Source organism: Paenibacillus sp. J31R98 (assembly GCF_056269245.1).
In genome coordinates this window covers 34976-55051 of record NZ_JBWDNO010000004.1, presented here as the reverse complement: position 1 = coordinate 55051, position 20076 = coordinate 34976, and the positions used below count along the sequence as shown (strand labels likewise).

The 20076-nt window shown below is 54.0% G+C and carries 13 protein-coding genes; 4 read left to right on the top strand and 9 right to left on the bottom strand.

The features are described 5' to 3' along the window. Window positions 1–11 precede the first annotated feature (11 nt). The gene (locus AC0YNX_RS16680) at window positions 12–431 is read right to left on the bottom strand and encodes a DUF350 domain-containing protein (protein ID WP_475816827.1); all 420 of its coding nucleotides are present in this window, start codon (window positions 429–431) and stop codon (window positions 12–14) included. A 19-nt stretch (window positions 432–450) separates the two neighbouring features. Next, on the bottom strand, window positions 451–2811 hold the full coding sequence (locus AC0YNX_RS16675; protein WP_475816826.1) for an endonuclease MutS2: 2361 nt from the start codon (window positions 2809–2811) through the stop codon (window positions 451–453). Between the two features lie 177 nt (window positions 2812–2988). Here AC0YNX_RS16675 and AC0YNX_RS16670 point away from each other — a divergent pair, with 177 nt between their 5' ends. The 3 genes from AC0YNX_RS16670 to AC0YNX_RS16660 all read left to right on the top strand — a co-directional run bounded on the left by AC0YNX_RS16670 (window position 2989) and on the right by AC0YNX_RS16660 (window position 4756). Next, entirely contained in the window at window positions 2989–3339 is a 351-nt protein-coding gene (locus tag AC0YNX_RS16670; RefSeq protein WP_116189405.1) for a phage holin family protein, read from the top strand. A 138-nt stretch (window positions 3340–3477) separates the two neighbouring features. Next, complete coding sequence (locus tag AC0YNX_RS16665; RefSeq protein WP_475816825.1) at window positions 3478–3867, top strand: cupredoxin domain-containing protein; 390 nt, start codon at window positions 3478–3480, stop codon at window positions 3865–3867. 184 nt (window positions 3868–4051) lie between these two features. After that, the gene (locus AC0YNX_RS16660; protein WP_475816824.1) at window positions 4052–4756 is read left to right on the top strand and encodes an SDR family NAD(P)-dependent oxidoreductase; all 705 of its coding nucleotides are present in this window, start codon (window positions 4052–4054) and stop codon (window positions 4754–4756) included. A gap of 115 nt (window positions 4757–4871) precedes the next feature. Here AC0YNX_RS16660 and AC0YNX_RS16655 read toward each other — a convergent pair whose 3' ends face one another. The 7 genes from AC0YNX_RS16655 to AC0YNX_RS16625 form a co-directional block, all read right to left on the bottom strand. Then, on the bottom strand, window positions 4872–9161 hold the full coding sequence (locus AC0YNX_RS16655; protein ID WP_475816823.1) for a hypothetical protein: 4290 nt from the start codon (window positions 9159–9161) through the stop codon (window positions 4872–4874). Window positions 9162–9417: 256 nt separating this feature from the next. After that, a complete protein-coding gene (gene pheT, locus AC0YNX_RS16650) occupies window positions 9418–11865 on the bottom strand; it encodes a phenylalanine--tRNA ligase subunit beta (RefSeq protein WP_475816822.1) in 2448 nt (815 codons plus the stop codon). A gap of 18 nt (window positions 11866–11883) precedes the next feature. Next, window positions 11884–12915, bottom strand: a complete 1032-nt coding sequence (pheS, locus tag AC0YNX_RS16645) for a phenylalanine--tRNA ligase subunit alpha (protein ID WP_475816821.1) — start codon at window positions 12913–12915, stop codon at window positions 11884–11886. Window positions 12916–13291: 376 nt separating this feature from the next. Continuing rightward, window positions 13292–13984, bottom strand: a complete 693-nt coding sequence (locus AC0YNX_RS16640; RefSeq protein ID WP_475816820.1) for a YcnI family copper-binding membrane protein — start codon at window positions 13982–13984, stop codon at window positions 13292–13294. A 109-nt stretch (window positions 13985–14093) separates the two neighbouring features. Beyond that, on the bottom strand, window positions 14094–14798 hold the full coding sequence (locus tag AC0YNX_RS16635; RefSeq protein ID WP_475816819.1) for a response regulator: 705 nt from the start codon (window positions 14796–14798) through the stop codon (window positions 14094–14096). Further along, window positions 14795–15652: a sensor histidine kinase gene (locus AC0YNX_RS16630; RefSeq protein WP_475816818.1), complete on the bottom strand. Its 858-nt coding sequence runs from the start codon at window positions 15650–15652 to the stop codon at window positions 14795–14797. Before AC0YNX_RS16630 ends, AC0YNX_RS16635 begins: the two co-directional genes overlap by 4 nt. A gap of 45 nt (window positions 15653–15697) precedes the next feature. After that, the gene (locus AC0YNX_RS16625) at window positions 15698–17344 is read right to left on the bottom strand and encodes a copper resistance CopC/CopD family protein (RefSeq protein ID WP_475816817.1); all 1647 of its coding nucleotides are present in this window, start codon (window positions 17342–17344) and stop codon (window positions 15698–15700) included. A gap of 451 nt (window positions 17345–17795) precedes the next feature. On the opposite strand from AC0YNX_RS16625, the gene AC0YNX_RS16620 reads away from it, so the two are divergent. Continuing rightward, a complete protein-coding gene (locus AC0YNX_RS16620; RefSeq protein WP_475816816.1) occupies window positions 17796–20021 on the top strand; it encodes a ribonucleoside-diphosphate reductase subunit alpha in 2226 nt (741 codons plus the stop codon). Window positions 20022–20076: the final 55 nt, after the last annotated feature.

The following is a 20076-nucleotide window of genomic DNA, read 5'->3' as shown; positions in this document are numbered from 1 at the left end:
AATAATGAAAGCTACGCAATCGTAGCGCCAATGACGTAAGAAAGCGATATCGATATAATCATAGCGATAAATCCGACAGCCTTATTGTCCTTCTGAATCTCATCGTCGATTCGGAAGACCGGCGTCAGAAACTCGAATAAGAAATAAGCGGCTATGAGCAGCGCGAAGCCGAACGACGCCCACACAATGGACTGGTAGACGGTTTCGTTCGCTTCGATCGAGAATCGGAACAGATTGCAGATACCGAAGATTTTGCCTCCGGTCGCCATCGCAACCGCCATATTCCCGCGCTTGATCTCTTGCCAGCACTTATATTTGGTTACAAATTCAAAGAAGAACAGGAACACCAGCAGGGCAAGCACCGCTACTGATACATAAGCTAGCGATGCCGCAAACGTATTGCTGAGCAATTGATCGATTTCTTGTTCCATTCTCTATGCCCCCGCTTAGTTACTTCAATTCTGCAACTGTAACTCCGGCGCCGCCTTCACCATATCGGCCGAGACGGTAGCTCTTCACATGCTTATGTCTGCGAAGGAAATCGCTGATTCCCGTCCGCAGCACGCCTGTGCCAATGCCGTGGATAATGAACACTTGCCCGAAACCGGCTAGGAACGATTCGTCGAGGAAGCGGTCCACTTCCATCATCGCTTCCTCCAGGTTCGCTCCTCGCAGATCCAACTCGGAGCGCACATTCTCATCGCGCGTACGCTTGAGACTTGCGGCAATCTTAGGTTGCGCCTTGTTCGCTTCCGCACGCTTCACAAGCTCCAGATCGCTTAAGCTTACCTTCATCTTCATAATGCCAAGCTGCACGAAGGCATCATTGCCTGACAGCTCCACAACATGTCCGCGCTGATTCAGGCTGTACACCATAACCTCATCGCCGTTTTCAATTTGCTGCGGCTTCGCTGATTTCGACTTCGCTCCTGCCGCCTTGCGCTTCTCCGGAGTGGCTTCATCCAGCTTACGGCGCGCTTCGATCAGCTTATGATCCTTCACTGCCGCGCCTTCCATTTGCGCAAGCTTGCGCAGATCCGCGATGATCTCTTCCGCTTCGCGCTTCGCTTTCAGCATCACTTCGCGGGCATCATCCTGCGCCTTGGCTAGCAGTCGCTCACGCTGCTCCTCGAACTTCTGCAGCTCCGCTTCATGACTCGCACGCTCCGCCTCCAGCTGCTTGCGCAGCGCTTCGGCCGTCTGCCGTTCCGCTTCCGCTCCGATCCGATTCTCCTCCAAGGAGGCGATCATCGACTCGACGCGAACATCCTCTTCGCTCACTTCGCCGCGCGCGTGATCAATGATGCTGCGCGTAAGGCCAAGACGCTCCGCAATCGCGAACGCGTTGCTTCGGCCAGGGACGCCGATAAGTAAGCGGTACGTCGGGCTAAGCGTTGCAACATTAAATTCCATGCTAGCGTTAATAACGCCTTTGCGGTTATACGCATAAGCCTTCAATTCGCTGTAGTGAGTTGTCGCTATGATGCGGCAGCCAAGCTTATGGATATGCTCAAGAATCGCAATCGCGAGCGCAGAGCCTTCCGCAGGGTCTGTTCCTGCACCCAGCTCATCGAGCAGCACGAGGCTCTTCGACGTCATATTGCTCAAAATACGGATAATATTAGTTAAGTGACTGGAGAACGTACTAAGGCTCTGCTCAATGCTTTGCTCATCGCCGATATCGGCATAGATCGCATCGAATACGCACAGCTGGCTGCCGTCTTCGGCTGGGACGAACAAGCCGGACATCGCCATTAGGCTGAGCAAACCGATCGTCTTCAGCGACACCGTCTTACCGCCGGTATTCGGACCCGTAACGATAATCGCCGTGTAGTTATTGCCAAGCTCAACATCAATCGGCACTACATGCTCGCGAGCTATAAGCGGATGGCGACCGCGGCGCAGCTTCAAGAAGCCTCTGTCATTCATGAGCGGCAGCGTTGCACCCATCGTATGCGCTAAGCGCGCTTTGGCAAAGGCAAAGTCCACCTGGCCAAGCACATCCAGATCCAGCATCAAATCATCGGCATAATCTGCTGTCAGCGCGGTCAGCTTTTGCAGGATTTTTTCAATTTCCCGCTCCTCGGCAAGCCTTAGCTCGCGCAATTTATTGTTCATCACTACAATTGCTTCCGGTTCAATGAACAACGTTGCACCAGAACCCGATTGATCGTGAATAATACCGCCGAAGTTCGAACGGTACTCTTGTTTTACGGGAATAACATATCGGTCGTTTCGAATGGTTATGATGGCATCCTGGAGCATCTTCTGCACGGACGTCGAACGAATCATGCCTTCGAGCTTCTCGCGAACGCGCGATTCTCCGCTGCGCAGCTCTCTGCGAATGGAAGCGAGCTCGATGCTTGCGCTGTCCATCACCTCTGCTTGATCATCGATGCAGAGGAAGATGGCGTCTTCCAACGCTTTATGCTCCGTTAACTGCTCGACCATCGCCGCTAGCAGCGGAATCGAATGGTCATCGTGAAGCTGTTCAACATGGCGCTTCACCCGGCGTGAACCGCGAACGGTCTCCGCAATTTCCAGCAACTCCGCAGGATTCAGCGTACCGTTAATCTTCGAACGAAGCAGAGCTGGCTTAATATCGACAACGCCGCCGAATGGCGCGCTGCCCTTGAGCCGATCAGCCTTATAAGACTCATCTGTAATCGCAAGGGAATGCTTCACCATTTCCAAATCGGAGTTTGGCTGGAGCGCCTGCACCGCTGCTTTTCCAAGTGATGTCGCGGCATGCTGCTCTAATTTATTTACAATTTTGGCGTAATCGAGTGTTTGTAGTATTTTGTTGTCCAAGCGGGCACAACTCCTCTCGTTTCTTATTATAGCGGATGGACGCAGTCTATGCCATGACAAGCAAAGGCTGCCATGCATGACAGTTGCAAAAAAGGTAACACTACATGTACACGAGGAGTAACACCATCTCCGAGTAAGGAAGCTCTTCCAAAAAATAGGTACAGGAGGTTTTCCGTTATGCATTTTCTAGGACATGTAGTCAGATTCATTGTATCAGCGATTGTATTAATGATCGTCGGTTATATTGTTCCACAATTCAGTGTCGGCGGTTTCTGGAGCGCTTTATTCCTCGCTCTCGTCATCGCAGCGCTTGGCTGGATTATTGAAGGAATCTTCGGCAAAAGAGTTACGCCATTCGGACGCGGCATCGTCGGCTTCTTATGCAGCGCACTCGTCATCTGGCTGGCTCAGTTCATCGTTGGCGGCGTTCACGCAACTTGGCTCGGCGCAATATTGGCAGCGCTTGTTATCGGGATTATCGACCTATTCATTCCCGTCAGCACGCCATACGAAGCTGGACGCGAATAAATAGACAGAACGAACAAGCAAGTCTATATGGGCACTTAAGTCTGCAGTCTGCTGTATTCAACAGATCGTCACAGTAATTTTATCCATGGCAAGGTATACTAGATACATGATTGATACCAAGCTATGGAGGGTTATCTTGTGAAAAAATTACTGCTTATTGCTTTTATGATGGTCGCAGCAGTTCTTGTTCTGGCGGCTTGCGGCGAGAATAAATCGGGCAATACGAATACAGGCGCGGGTGTCGAGGAAACCGGTAAAGCAGCTTCCGCCAAAATCACGATTAAAGCGAAGCGTTACGAGTTCGATCAGCCTGTCTACAAGATCAAGAAAGGCGAACCAACCGAAATTACGCTGAAGTCGGAAGACGGCATTCACGGCATCGAAGTGTCTGACTTGAACGAGCTGAAGATCGACAGCGACAGCCCGAAGGTCGTTACGATCAATGATGCAGGCGAATATGAATTCCACTGCGACATCATGTGCGGCAGCGGTCACTCCAAGATGATTGCGAAGCTGGTTGTAGAATAACAGACCCGAAACCGTCCCTTCAAGGGACGGTTTTTTTATATCGATTCGTGATGCGATCCATCAATAAAGCTGATGAAGCACCTCAATTAGCCTCTATATTGGTTTTACCAACAGCAACATATAAGAAAGCCTTATAGCTGCACTATTTCAACGTCCGCCGGATGCTGATACGATGTGTTCAACAATGATGCAAAGGGTGGTCTCCATGGGCAAGCTGAATGGACAAGTAGCGGTAATTACAGGCGCGGGGACAGGACTCGGCAGAGCAACGGCAATTGATTTTGCACGTGAAGGCGCGCATGTCGTGCTGCTCGGCAGACGGCCACACAAACTTGAAGAAACGGCGGAACGGGTTGGAAACAGTGAAGCTGGCGAAGGCAAGGTACTTGTAATCCCGTGCGATACTTCGGATGAAGTGCAGGTACAAGCCGCTATTGAGCGGGTCATCGCCGAGCTGGGTAAGATTGATATACTCGTGAACAATGCCGCGGTACTGGAGCCTGGCAAAGTCATTGAACTGACGGCTGCGGAGTGGGCGCTTCAGCTGAGCGTGAATCTGACAGGGCCATTCCTGATGACACGAGGCGTCCTGCCACTTATGCGACAGGCTCGTTATGGCCGGATTATTAATATCACTTCCGGTCTTGCCTCGAACGGCGCTGGCGGTTATGCCGCATACAGCGCATCCAAGGCTGGCCTCGAATCACTAACGCGGACGACGGCGGATGAAGAGCATGACTTCGGCATTCTTGTGAACGCGTTCAACCCGGGCACGATCCGCAGCGAGATGCATGCAACAGGCAAAGATCCTCACCAAGTGACCTCTGAGCTCATTCGTCTCGCTTTGCTTCCTCAGAACGGCGTGACGGGCTCGATCGTTACTTATTAATGAAGCATTGAATTCCATCAGTCGTGAAAAATAGGGCTATGTCCGTATGAGTCGGTTCCAGTAGAAACCTTCATACGTGCATAGCCCTTTGTGTTGGCATTTATGGAGCCTGCTCTTAATTATCCGAGATAAGCTCAATCCACTCATTATACTCCGTTTGCAGCTTGGAGTACTCAATCTGCAGCTTGCTGTGCTCCGTTTGCAGCTTCGCATGCGACTCGCGAATCTGCTGCTCGGATTGGCCCGCTTCTTGCAGCGCGGACTCGAGCTCTGCGAGGCGTTCGCTTATTTGCAACGTCTCTTGCTTCACTTTGCTCGCTTCCTCTTCCGTCAACAGCAGCTGCTCAAGCAAGCCGGCTTCCGCTTCCGCATGGGCCGCTGCTTCCCGCTTCGCAAGCTGAATCTCGGACTCGGCCGCCTGCACCTGATCATTCAGCTTCGAGGACGCTTCTTCAGAGATCCGCTCAGCTTCCGCCATATGCTGGCGAGCCTCACGCATCCATTCGAATGCACGATCTTCAGCGGCTTGCAGTCTGCCGGCTAGCTCTTCCTTCTGTTCCGCGAGCTGCTTCAGCTCCTGCTGGAGCGCATCGCGCTGCTCCGCTAGCAAATGCTGCTCCTGAGTGCTACTTTCAGTAGCCTGATGCGTTTCTTTCAACTGAGTACGAAGCTCAGCCAGCTGCTCCTCAAGCTCAAGAATCGCTTCCTGGCGATGCTGGTCCTCCAGTTGGAAGGAGGCAAGCGCCTGTTCCATCTTAGACACCGCGTTCTCACGCTCGTAAAGCTCTTGTTCAAGACGCTTGACGGTTTTGCGCAGAGACTCGTCCTGCTCGGCTGCCTCCAAGACGAACAGCTCCGCCTGGTCTTCTGCATCCTTGAGCTTCGTTTGCAGCACACTCAGTTCGCGTCCGGTTTCTTCAAGCAATGTGGAGAGTGAATTACGTTCGCTCTGCCAAAGAGCCTTCGCACTCTCCGCAGCTTCTTCAAGCGCCGCATATCGCAGCTCTGATTCATCGCGAACCGCATCCAGCTCTTGCTTATATCTAGCGGCTACAGCTTCCGCTTCATTTGCTCCTTCTTGCAGCGCTTCTTCAAACAGCGCTTGTCCACTATTGCGCTCTTGCTCCAGCACAGCTGCAGCTTGCTCACGCTCTTGCGTCAACTCTGCTTGGTGCTTCTCGCGCAATTGCGCGAGCGTTGCAGCTGCTTCTTCACGCGCCTGAGCTATCGCTGCTGCGGCTTCTACGCGCTCTGCTTCCAGTTCCCCTTGCGACGCTAGCCGCAGCTCCGCTAGCTGCTCCTCCGCCGCGGCGGCTGCTTGCGAAGCTTCGCCGCGAATGCGGTCGAATCGCTCCCGCGCCGCTTGGCGAATGCGCTCTACTTCCGCTTCCGCCGTCGCGCGCGCTTGCTCCGCCTGCTGCTGCAGATCTGCTCGCGTTTCTTCAAACATCTCTGCAGCTGCAGCTGATGCCGTCTCATGCATCAGACGCTCTTTGCCAAGCTCGTCTTCATGCGCAGCGAGCGCTTCTGCAAGCTGCACTTCGGCAGCTTCACGTTCACTTGCAAGCTGCGTTTGAAGTGCTGCCAGCTCGCGCTCATGTCCTTCGCGAGCTGCTCGCAGTGCAATAGCTTGCTCTTCGAGCTCAAGCTCCTGCTCGAAGAGTTGCTCCGCCATTGCCGCTTCCAGCTGCTTGCGAAGCTGCGCAAGCTCTGCTGCTGCCGCTTCACGGCCTTCAGCCAACTGCGCGGCTGCCGCCTCTTGCTCGCGGGCCAGCTGTGCACGGCCCTCTTCGATCGCTTGCGCAAGCTGCTCTTCAAGCGCAGCTCGCTTCCGCTCATGCTCTTCGCGAGCTGTACGCAGCGCGATAGCTTGTACTTCGAGCTCAAGCTCCTGCTCGAAGCGCTGCTCCGCCATCGCAGTTTCATGCTGCTCGCGCAGCTGTGCAAGCTCCGCTGCTGCCAGCTCCCGCTCGCTCGCCGCTTCGGTTGCTGCCGACTCAATTGCCTGCTCGAGTCGTCCTTGCAATTCCGAGCGCACTTGCTCAAGCTCCGTGCGAGCCGCTTCTTGCTCGTTCGACAGTTGAGCCTGCAGCTCTGACTTCACTTGCTCCAACTCTACGCGAGCTGCTTCCTGATCGTTCTCGCGCTCCGCTGTAAGCTCTACCCATACTCGCTCCAGCTCTGCTTGGGATGCCGCTGCTGCTTCGCGCTCACTTGCCAGCTTCGCCTCAAGCTCGGCACGCACTCGCTCTTTCTCAGCTGCCGCCGCCTCGCGCTCGCCTGCCAGCTTCATCTCGAACTCGCCGCTTACTCGCTCCAGCTCTTCACGCGCGATTTCACGCTCGAACTCCAGCGTCTCCTCTGCGTTCTCGCGCTCGCCTACCAGCTTCGCTTCAAGCTCGCCGCGTGTTCGTGTCAGCGCCTCAGCTGCTGCTTCACGTTCGCTTGCGAGTTCCGCTGCCGAAGCACGAACCGCTTCGTCCAAGCGCTCTTGCAACTCAGCGCTCGTCCGTTCAAGCTCTTCACGCGCTCCCTTGCGCTCGTCCTCGAGCTCGCCGCGCACGCGCTCTTGCTCTGCCGCCGCCGCTTCGCGCTCGCTTGCAAGCGTCGCCTCAAGCTCGACTCGCATCTGCCCAAGCTCCGCCGCCGTCTTGCGCTCGCTCGCCAGCTGAGATGCCAGCTCGTTCCGCACACGTTCCAGCTCTTCACTCGCGACTTCACGCTCGAACTCCAGCGTCTCCTCCGCGTTCTCGCGCACATTAGCGAGCTGTGCTTCTAGCTCGCTGCGTACTCGCTCTTGCTCAGCAAGCGCTGCTTCACGCTCGCTGGCAAGCTTCGCTTCAAGCTCAACTCGCATTTGCTCAAGCTCCGCCGCCGTTTTACGCTCGCTAAGCAGCTTCGCCTCAAGCTCAACTCGCATCCTTTCCTGCTCCGCATGCGCCGTGTCGAGCTCACTAGCGAGCTTCGCCTCAAGCTCAACTCGCATACTCTCCTGCTCCGCATGCGCTGTGTCGAGCTCACTAGCGAGCTTCGCCTCAAGCTCAACTCGCATGCTCTCCTGCTCCGCATGCGCTGTGCCGAGCTCACTAGCGAGCAACTCTTCAAGCTCGCTGCGTACCCGCGCCAGCTCCGCCGCTGCCGACTCACGTTCGCTCTCAAGCTCCGCTGCCGCGCTGCGTACCGCTTCTTCCATGCGACCTTGCAGCGCTGCGCTGGTCCGCTCCAGCTCTTCGCGCGCCGACTCGCGCTCGCTTCCAAGTTCGCCGCGTAGTCGCTCTTGCTCCGCCTCTGCTGCCGCGCGCTCGCTTGCCAGCAGTGTCTCCAGCTCGACTCGTACGCGCTCGAGCTCATCACGAGCTACTTCACGCTCGAATTCGAGCGTCTCGTCCGCATTCAGGCGTTCGCTTGCCAGCTGCGCTTCCAGATCGCCGCTCACTCGCTCAAGCTCTGCGGCCGCTGTTTCGCGCTCACTCGTCAGCTTCGCCTCAAGTTCACCTCGCACGCGTTCCAACTCCGCACGAGCAACCTCACGCTCGCTATTCAGCAGTGCTTCCAGGTCGCCACGTACCCGCGCCAGCTCCGCTGATGCCGCTTCGCGCTCTGCCGCCGCAGCGCGGACCGCTTCTTCCATGCGACCTTGCAGCGCTGCGCTTGTCCGCTCCAGCTCTTCGAGCGCAGACTCACGCTCGCTCTCCAGCTCCGCTTCGAATTCGCTTCGCACTCGATCTTGCTCTGCCGCAGCCGCTTCACGCTCGCTCGCCAGCTTCGCTTCCAACTCGCTTCGCACTCGATCTTGCTCTGCTGCTGCCGCACCAAGCTCACTCGCCAGCTGCGCTTCTAGCTCGCTTCGCACCCGATCTTGCTCTGCCGCTGCCTCCTCACGCTCACTCGCCAGCTGCGCTTCCAGCTCGCTCCGCACTCGCTCTTGTTCTGCCGCTGCTGCACCTAGCTCATTCGCCAGCTTCGCTTCCAGTTCGCCGCGCAATCTCTCGAGTTCCTCACGTGCCAGCTCACGCTCGAATACGAGTGTTTCTTCCGCGTTCTTACGCTCGCTCGCAAGCGTCTCTTCCGCATTCACTCGTTCTGCATCGAACTGCTTCTGTAGCTCGTCAAGCAGCAGCTTTAACTGCTCCAGCTCAGCTACCGCTTCCTTGCGGCGCTGCTCAATCTCATGCATGCGCTCGTTCTCGCCGCGCAGCCGGAAAACATCTTCAGCCATATGTACTGCTGCAAGCATGGAAATCTTCGGCAAATCCAGCATTGGATAGCCTTTAGCCAGCTTGTTCATATTCTCATCAACAAGCGCGGCAATACGCTTGATGTATTCGGGATTCGTATGTCCTGCCAGTTTAAATTGGTTACCGTATATATCAACCGTTACTCGTGTCCGATCGGCAGCGTTCATAGGGGTGTTCCTCCTATAGGTTCATAAGTCCAAACTACAGTTCTATGCGACAATCGTTGCCATCTTCCACATGCTTTTTTAGCAATAACCGACGACTATTCTGCCCCCGATCAATACAAAGTCTGACAAATAGGATAAAGCCGCATCGAATATTCGTTCTTGGGCCTCGCAGCACGTTTTGCCTATTCAAGAAATAGACAATATCCGTTTTTGCTTGGCAAAGAACTAATTCGATGCGGCTTCCGGCATCTCCTGCCTATTTACGCAATTCTGCTGCAAAAGATTGTTCCAAATTTGCGACAACTTTGCCGTGCAGCTCCGTTACTTCTTCATCCGTCAATGTGCGCTCCGCGTGGCGGTATACGAGCGACAATGCGACACTCTTCTTATCAGCACCGAGCTTCTCGCCCGTATAGATATCGAAGATGCGAACCGACTCGAGCAGCTCGCCTGCCGTCTCGCGAACAGTACCAACAAGCTTGCCTGCTTCCACCTCGCGGTTCAGCACAACTGCAATGTCACGCTCCATCGCCGGGTAGCGAGGCAGCGCTTTGTAAACAATGTCGAAGCTCGCTGCATCATACAGCGGCGCAAGCTCCAATTCAAGCACGTACGTATCGCCAAGATCGTGATCGTTCTGCGTCGTAGGGTGCAATTGGCCCATGTAGCCGATTGTTACCGGACCGCGTTCGCTAGCGTACACAATGGCTGCCGTACGGCCCGGATGCATATGCTCCGGCTGTGCGGCTTCGTAGCTGATGTCGCCGCTGACGCCAAGCAGATCCGTGATCGTCTCAATCATGCCTTTGATATCGTAGAAGTCATACGCTTCCGCTTTGCGATTCCATGCCGCAACATTCTTGTTGCCCGTGAGCAAAATCGCCAAACGATGCTTCTCATGCGGCAAACGCGTAAGCTCCGCCTCATCTGTATGGAAGACGCTGCCGATCTCGAAGACTGCGACATCGTCATTCTTCCGGTTGCGGTTGTATGTCGCCGTCTCCAGCAATTGCGGCAGCAGGCTTGTGCGAAGCACGCTGCGGTCCTCGCTCATCGGAAGTGAGAGACGAACAGGGAACAGGTCTGACCCTGTCAAAGCCGGGAACAGCTTCGTGCGGTCTGGATGCGTGAACGAGTAGCTGATCACTTCATGAAGGCCTGCGTCTGTCAGACGTTTGCGAAGCTCGCGGCGAATTGCCTGCGGCTTCGTCAGCGCGCCTGTTGTTGCCGCGCCTTCAATGGCCGTCGTCGGAATATTGTCGTAACCGAACAGGCGGGCTACCTCTTCAATCATATCAACGTCACGCGTAATGTCGCCACGGCGCGAAGGCGTCTGAACGGTAAATACCCCTTCTGCGGACAATTCAAACGGGAATTGCAAACGGCCGAAGATCGTCTCAACCTCAAGCTTCGAAAGATCCGTGCCAAGGTAACGGTTGATTTTATGAAGAGATACACTCACAACGGTCTGTTTCGGCTGCTCTGTAAGCTCTTCGACGATGCCTTCAAGCACAAGACCGTCCGCATACTTCTCCATCAGAGCTGCTGCACGATTAAGCGCAGGCACGACGCGAGCCGGATCTACGCCCTTCTCGAAACGAACGCTTGATTCCGAACGAAGTCCCACTTGGCGGGACGTCTTGCGGATCGTGCCGCCATCGAAGCGAGCTGATTCCAGAAGGATATTCACCGTACCGTCTGTAACTTCCGAATTCGCGCCGCCCATTACGCCAGCAAGAGCAATTGGTTCGCTGCCGTTCGTAATGACAAGCATGCTCGAATCGAGCTTACGCTCTTGGCCGTCAAGCGTGTCAAGCACTTCGCCGTCACGCGCCATACGGACAACGATACGTCCTCCTGCCACTTTATCCGCATCGAAGGCGTGCAGCGGTTGGCCATATTCGAGCAGCACGTAGTTCGTGATGTCAACGACGTTGCTGATCGGACGAATGCCAGCCGCCATCAGACGGTTCTGCATCCATTGCGGAGAAGGACCGATCTTCACGCCTTTGATATAACGTGCAGAGTAGTGCGAGCACTGTTCCTTCGCTTCAATGCGAACGGACACATGCGCAGAAGCCAGCTCTGCCGCGTCACTCACGCGGTTGTCAGGCAGTTTGACTGTTCGGCCTGTCAGTGCGCCTACTTCATAAGCAACGCCAAGCATGCTGAGGCAGTCCGAGCGGTTCGGCGTGAGGTCAAGTTCTAGTACTTCATCATCAATTGCCAGCACATCAAGAATGGACGCGCCTACTTTTGTTCCTTCAGGCAGAACAAGAATGCCTTCTTGCTGTTCTTTAGGAAGCAGCTTCTCGTTAAGACCAAGTTCCTTCGCCGAACAGATCATACCCTGGGATTCAACGCCGCGCAGCTTAGCGCGCTTGATTGCGAAGTCGCCTGGAAGCACGGAGCCGATTGTTGCTACAGGAACGAGCTGTCCTGCCGCAACGTTCTTCGCGCCGCACACGATTTGAAGCACTTCCGGGCCGCCAACATCAAGCGTACATACGCTCAGTTTATCCGCGTCGGGATGCTTCTCGCGAGTAAGCACGTGACCGACCACAACGCCGGTTTTAACGCCTTTATTGCGGGATTCCACGACATCGATCTCGATGCCCCCGCTAGTCATCAGTTCAGCCAGCTGCTCGCCGTTGTAACCGTTCAGATCTATATATTCGCTTAGCCATTTATAAGAAACATTCATCTTTAGTTAACCTCCCTCTCACATTCGGACAAACTGGCTTAGGAAGCGCAGATCGTTCGTATAGAAATGACGAATATCGTCGATGCCGTACTTGAGGAGCGCGATACGCTCTACACCCATACCGAATGCGAAGCCGCTGACTTCGTTCGGATCGTAGCCGCCCATCTCGAGCACGCGAGGGTGAACCATGCCGCAGCCGAGAATTTCAAGCCAGCCGGTCTGCTTGCACATCCGGCAGCCATGTCCGCCGCATTGTACGCAAGTCACATCCACTTCAGCGCTCGGCTCCGTGAATGGGAAGAAGCTCGGACGCAGACGAATTTGCGCTTGCTTGCCGAACATTTGCTGCACGAATTGAAGCAAGGTGCCCTTCAAATCGCTCATGCGGATGTTCGGTCCGATAACGAGACCTTCGATTTGATTGAACTGGAACGAATGCGTCGCATCGTCATCGTCGCGGCGATATACTTTGCCCGGACAGATAACTTTAACCGGCTTGCCGTTCATCGCTTTCATCGTGCGAACTTGCACCGGCGATGTGTGCGTACGCATCAGGATATCTTCCGTTACATAGAACGAATCCTGCATGTCGCGAGCTGGGTGGTTCTTCGGCAGGTTCAGCGCTTCGAAGTTATAGAAGTCGGACTCGACCTCAGGACCTTCCGCAATCGTATAGCCCATGCCGATAAAAGCATCCTCGATCTCCTGCGCCACTTTATTCAGCGGATGAATCGAGCCTGTGCCGAGCTTCTTGCCTGGCAGCGTCACATCGATCGTTTCCTCGCGCAGGCGATTCTCCGTCTCAGCTTGCTGGAATGCAGCCTGCTTCGTCTCGATGACTTCTTCAATGGCAGCGCGAACTTCATTGCCGACTTGCCCGATAACCGGACGCTCTTCAGCGCTCAGAGCGCCCATGCCGCGAAGAATTTCGGTGAGCGCGCCTTTCTTGCCTAAATACTTGACCCGCAAATCATTCAACTGCTGCGGCCCGGCTACTTGCTGCAGCTCCTGCAGCGCCTCGGCGCGCAATGCTTCCAAACGCTCTTTCATCTTCTGACCATCCCTCTCTTAAACAAATAAAAAAACGGTCCCTTCTCCCCGTAAGGGACGAAAGAACCGTGTTACCACCCTAATTCGAACTTCTCCGCAATCAACCTCGCGAGAAAAGTTCCTCAAACTCCGGATATCGGCCGGAAAGCCGGTACTCTCTACCAAGCGCAGCTGACCTGCAGCCGCCCCTTCAAGAGCCTGCTCGGAAGTGAACTTCGGCAGCCTGATTTCCTAAAGACGCTCTCAATCTATGGCGTCTTCTCCCTGTTAAGAAAGCACTGCGTACTCTTCTTCCTCATCGCATTGACATATATGTGACTTCTATTATAAGTAATTACACTGTCACTGCGCAAGTCTTCTCCGCGAAAAGCCTGGATTAACGTTTCTTCCGTGTTACCGCAACGACGAATGCGGAGCCCGCAAGCACCACAGCTACAATCGACAGAATGCGATTGAACGTATCAGACGAATTTGAATCGCTGTCAGCGCTCGCCGCTGTTTCCGGTGCAGACGCATCGCTAGACGTCGTTGCTGCGTCGCCTGCTGGCTCTACTGCAGATGTACCGCCGCCGTGACCGTCCCCTGCGCCTGCAGCCGCCGCTGTAACCGTCGTTACGGAAGCCGGGTATTCCGCTCCATCGCCGCCAACCCATTCCACTACCGACTTGTCACTGTAAGTTTGGTAAGCTTTCCAGACAAGCTGCGTTGCATCCTCTGCTACTTTGCCGGATAAGCGGAACTCCGTAAATTCAGTCTGCGACAAGCCTGCGCCTTCAGCAGTCCATGTAATCGCTGTGATCGCCTTCGTGCTTGCATCTCGTTCAAGCTCGTATTTCCAGCCTGTTTTCGGCTCAACACGGCTTACTTTCACGCCATCAGCCACTTTTACTTTAACAGCCGTAGTCGTTACGTTCTCTTTCTCGCTCGGCACGCGGACCGCGAATACCTGATAGCTGTTCTGTTCCACCGTTGGCGGCTGTACCGTAACGTGCGCGCTTGCGATGCTTGCGAACAGGAATAGCGATAGTGCCGTTAGGCCAAGCACGGACCATTTCTTGATTTTTTTCATTTGGGATTGCCCCTCCTCATTATTCTCTATTGAGGAGTATAGCCCAGAATAAGGAGGTGGGCATGACTCGATAGGGCTATATGATTGTTACAATATATTGTCCGCTCGTTCATTTCTTGGGAATTAAACCTTTCTCCAGCGCATATCGCGTAAGCTGAACCCGATTGTCGAGATGGAGCTTCTGCAAAATGTTCTTCAAATGATTCTTCACCGTATGCTCCGAAATCCCGAAGCTCTCTGCAATCCGCCGGTTGGAGCTGCCTGAAGCGACCCCTTCGAGCACTTCGCGCTCCCTTTGCGTCAGCGCTGTATGGTGAGCTTCTTCATCAGAGAGGTTCCCAGTGGGTTCTGTTGCGCTCCGGGTATGCTGCCCCTTGCTCCCGCCGTTAAACTCCTGCAGCATCCGAAACGCCAGCTCTTTGGACAGCGGCGTCTCGTCCACCGCTATGGCGCGAAGGTATTCCAGCCATGCCGACGGCGACAGGTTCTTGAGCAAGTAGCCCTGCGCCCCGCGCTTGATCGCTTCGAATAGATCAGTAATATCATCGGAGACCGTCACCATAATGATCTTAATCCGTGGGTCAAGCGCTTTAATATGCTGCGTCGCTTCCATACCGTTCATTACCGGCATATTAATATCCATCAGCACAAGATCCGGGACAAGCTCTGCAGCTAGCCTAACCGCCTCTTTGCCGTTCGCCGCTTCCCCTACAATAAGGAAAGTCGCATCGCTGCTGACAATATCCCGCATCCCTTCACGGCCATGCGGATGATCGTCTGCCAGCAGGACTGTAATTTGCTTATGCTCGCTCATCGGCGCGACGCCTCCTTGATGACTTCTACTGTTGTGCCGTGCGCCAGTTCTTCCTGGCTTCGCACATGAAACTGCCAGCCCATCGCCTCTGCGCGGTCGCGCATCATGCGAATGCCGTACCGCCCTTTGGCGTCCAACTGCTCCTGCAGCGCGCCAACGCCGTCATCCGTGATCGTGCAGCGGAAGTCAGCTCCATCCGCTTCGCCTTCCGGCACAGCGTGCACAATCAGCTGCTTGGCATGCGCATGCTTCTGCACGTTCAGCATCGCCTCGCGAACGATGGCGAGCAGCTCCACCTTCTCTTTGCCGCTGAGCCGGCTGTCGCCAAGCTGCCAATCCAGCCGCGCATCCAGTCCGCCGCGCCGCAGTTCCTCCGCCATCTCCCGAACCGCCTGCATCCACTGCACGTCGGTTCGGGATGGCTCGCTACGCAGGCTCGCGATCGACTGTCGCACATCTTCATAGACATGGCGAACGGTGCGCCGCAGCTGCTGCGCTGTCTCCATGACTTGCTCGTTGTCCTTCGCATGTTCAAGCTTGTCGAGCTTTACCGATAAGAGGAAGAGAGACTGCGATATGCCGTCATGCAGCTCGCGCGCCAGCTGCTCGCGTTCCATGAACGCCGCTTTGGCAGATTTGGCTTGCTGAAGTGATTCATTCGTTTCCTCCAGCATCTGAAACAGCTTGATGACGAGCGTCGCCGTTACGGTCATCACGATGACAGGCGCCAACCAGTTGCCCAGCTCCATCGAAACATAAGGCAGCAGGATCGTGTGCCTAAGATATTCCCACAGCGCAATCGTCAGCGTCGGCGTCCACAATATAAACCATTTGATCCGCTTATACGACGACATCGCAGCCTCCCCCTTTCTCGCTTCAATGATACGCCATCTATATGATTAGTAGTTGCGGAATTCCGTCTTCTCGACTGTCTCATTATCGTCTTTGTCCATCACACGAACCTCTGCTTGCCAACGACCTGCGAACGGCACGAAAGGACCTTCCGCTGTAAACGCCGCCTTCACGAAGCCGTCGAACGTTGTAATTTCCGGATCTTCAAACGCTTTGATCGGCACGTCAATCGGTCCGAGATCCTTGCGATCCAGTGAGAACAGGCGCAGCTTCACCGACTTCGGCGCGCCTACCGCATCCGGCAGCCATACTTTGACGATGAATGTGTTGTCGCCTGGCTTATTAGGCGTTACTCGAAGCGAGAGATGCATTTTGTCGCCCATCTTGTGGTACATCACAGGCTCATTCGCCGGCAATGGACTTATATAGGTAAAGAGCGCCGCACACACGATAATAAGGGCCATAAGCGCAGCATCAGCACGAAGCAGTACCGTTGTCGGCAGATCGCCTCTGCGTACGCGCATGTGAAGCAAGCCGCCAACAACAAGCACGAGGACAACAAGACCTGTCTTCACAAGCAGAATCGTTCCCCATGCGGTATAGAACAGGTATTGAAGCGACGGCAAGAAGAGCAGCGTTAGGCCGATCCCTGTCAGCACGAGCAGCGTAATCGACAGCAAGGCTGCCCGCGAGAACACAACGGCGAAGCGTCCTGCTTCCTTGCGGTCAGATATCCACAGCACTAGAAGCAGCAGCAAGCCGCCAACCCACACCGCTGCAGCCGCAAGATGTACGAAATCGAACAACACGGACGACACTTTCGGCTTGAATACGACCGCGTGTCCGCTGAAGCTCTCCAATAGTAGAATGCCAGCTGCCCATAATGCCTTCATTATTGGACCGAAACGGACGATAATAAATCCGATGAGAGCAAGCAATAGCAGCGCCACCCATTCGCGTCCGATCGTCGTCTTCAGGAATAGCTTGCTGTACTCCGAGCTTGGATAGCCGTTAAGGATTTCGCGAGCGTGTACGAATATATAAAGAAGAGACGCAACGAGAAGCGTCTGGAGGCTGATCATCTCCCACTTCTTCTGAAGCAGCCGCAGCTGTTCGCCGCCTCCTCTTACGAGCAGCGGCCACAGCATTAGGCCAGCCGCCAATAGCAGCGATGCGTAGTAGACAGCACGCACTGCATAAATAATGAATTGATTAATGGTCAACTGAGTGGATACACTATGTCCCTCATGACCAAGTTCTTTGTGCGGATCGAAGGTTGCGGCATCAACTCCTTCGGTCACATTGCCGATAACAAATACGTACGACCCGCTTACCGGATGTCCGTCTTCGGAAATGATTGCATAAGAAACGGTGTATACGCCTTCTGATAGCTTGGGCAGCGGCAGGGTAAGCGACTGTCCGTCCTTGCTGGCAGTAGGCGCTTTGTCTGTTACAGGGCGGGATTTGGAATCCAGCACTTTAATGGCGCCAACCTCCGGTTCAATCGGTTCATTAAAGGATAGCTCGACAGCCTTCGGGCTTTGCTCGTATTTCGCATTCGGCTCCGGCATAGTTCGCTCAAGCTCCGCATGTGCGGCTGCTGCTCCCGGCATGCTAAGAAGCATCAGGCACATCCAGATGGAGATGGCTGCTGCTTGGATAAAAGATAGGTATTTGTTCGATTTACGGCTCATGGCGGATTAGAAGTCACGTCCTCTCATTAACAATAGGTTATGTCGATAAACAACTCAGCCTTAGTGTACTAAAGGTGAACGTCTAACACCAATGTCAATTTCCAAAACTGCTTTAGCACAGGCTGTGATTTCGACCTGATTTATCCCTATTATTGTCACCACATGGGAAGGGCAGTTAGTGCTATAATTAGTTTCCGTCGTTTTGGATGTAGCTAACTTTTTTATAGAAGCGTCTGTCTTAAGCGTAGAAGTTTGTAAGACTTCTGAAGGTGCGTCACTATACGTTTTCACCCTGTTTTCATGCTCAAAAAGAGGTGTAACGGACTCACTAGATGTCGAATACTATAACTTGACAGACACTATATATTGGTGTAATTTAGAAAAGCAATAACAACATATTGTGTATCAGGGGTTGTCGGAAGACAATCTTCGACAAGGAGAGGCTCTGCTCGTGGATATAATTAAGAGGAACGGTCAGAAAGAAGAACTTATCTTTTCAAAGCTAAAAAAAGTCATCGATTTTTCGTGTTCCGGCTACAGCGATTGTGACCCGCTAGAGCTTGAAACAGCTTTGCTTCCATACTTCCGCAACAACATTACTACTAAGGAAATTCAACGCACACTCACACAAGTTGCAGTAGAGAAAACAAGCATCGAGCAGCCGAATTGGCAATACGTTGCAGCTAAACTTCTTGTGTATGACCTCTATAAAGAATCTGCAATTAACCGCAAATACGGCTATTTTGGCTATGGGGATTTCTATTCTCTCATTACGTACCTGACAGACAAAGGGCTCTATGGCAGCTACATACTAGAGCACTACACACGCGATGAAATCCGTGAGCTCGGCAACTACATCGTGCCTGAGCGCGACTACTTGTTCAACTACATCGGCCTAAAGACGCTTGCTGACCGTTACTTGATCAAGAGCTTCAACGGCGATGTGCTTGAGCTTCCGCAAGAGCTGTTCATGGGCGTAGCGATGCACCTTGCTATGAAGGAGAAGGACAAGCTGGGCTGGGCTCGCAAGTTCTATGACGCGCTGAGCCGTCTGCAAATGACGGTGGCAACGCCAACGCTCGCAAATGCGCGCAAACCGTTCCATCAATTGTCCAGCTGCTTCATCGACACCGTGCCTGACAACCTGTGGGGTATTTACAATGTAGACTCCAGCTTCGCGCAAGTGTCCAAATTCGGCGGCGGCATGGGGATCTACATCGGTAAAGTCCGCAGCCGCGGCTCCAACATCCGTGGTTACAAAGGTGTTGCAGGCGGCGTTGTGCCTTGGATCAAGAACTACAACAATACGGCGGTTGCAGTTGACCAGCTGGGCGTTCGTTCCGGCGCGGTTGCGGTATACCTGGACGTATGGCATAAAGATATTTTCGACTTCTTGAACCTTAAGACGAACAATGGCGACGACCGGATGAAGGCGCACGATATCTTCCCTGGCGTATGTATTCCAGACCACTTCATGCGTAAAGTGAAAGAGCGTGAATCCTGGTACCTGTTCGATCCGCACGAAGTTCGCAGCTACATGGGCTGGGCACTTGAAGATGCTTGGGGCGAAGAGTGGGAACGCCGCTACGAGGAGTGCGTTAATCACCCAGAGCTTTCCCGTGATGAAGTACCCGCTATCGAGATTATGAAGAAGATTCTTGCGAGCTCCTTCGAGACAGGTACGCCGTTCATCTTCTTCCGTGATACGGTTAACCGCGCGAACCCGAACAAGCACAAAGGTATCGTCTACTGCTCGAACCTCTGCACCGAGATTTGCCAAAACATGAGCGCTACAGAATATGTGACGACAACTCATGAAGACGGCATTATTACAACACAAGTGAAGAGCGGCGACTATGTTGTTTGTAACCTATCTTCCCTTAACCTCGGCCGTACAAGAACGCTTGAGGAAATCGAAGAGGTTGTATACTGCCAAATGCGGATGATGGATAATGTTATCGACCTGAACCATTACCCAATCCCGCAAGCGGAAATTACGAACCAGAAATACCGCGCTGTCGGTCTCGGCACGAGCGGTTACCACCAATGGCTCGCGCTTAACGGCATCGCATGGGAGTCCGAAGAGCATCTGGACCGTGCCGATGAGCTGTACGAATGGATCAACTACTATGCCATCAAAGCATCGATGGAAATCGCCAAGGAAAAAGGCACTTACCGCGTATTTGAAGGCAGTGAATGGCATACAGGCGAATTTTTCGAGCGTCGCGGTTACGATGCCCCACACTGGCAGAAACTGAAGAAGGATGTAGCTGAGAACGGCGTCCGCAACGCATGGATGTTCGCAATCGCGCCTACAGCGTCCACTTCGCTCATCGCTGGTTCGACGGCTGGTATCGACCCGATCTTCAACAAGTTCTTCGTTGAAGAGAAGAAGAACGCGGTCATCCCGCAAACAGCGCCTAACCTGAACGAAGAGACATTCTGGTTCTATAAAGAAGCGCATCACATCGATCAGCACTGGAGCATCCGCGCAGCGGGCCGCCGTCAGCGCCACATCGACCAAGCGCAATCGTTCAACCTGTATATCACGCCGGACTATACGGCGAAGGAATTTATGGATCTCTACATGGCAGCATGGGAGAACGGACTGAAGACCGTTTACTACTGCCGTAATAAGAGCCTTGAAGTCGAGGATTGTGTAAGCTGCAGCGCTTAATTGTCGTTGAATGATGTGCCCTGCAGGCAGTATGGATCTCCAATCGCTGTTGTAG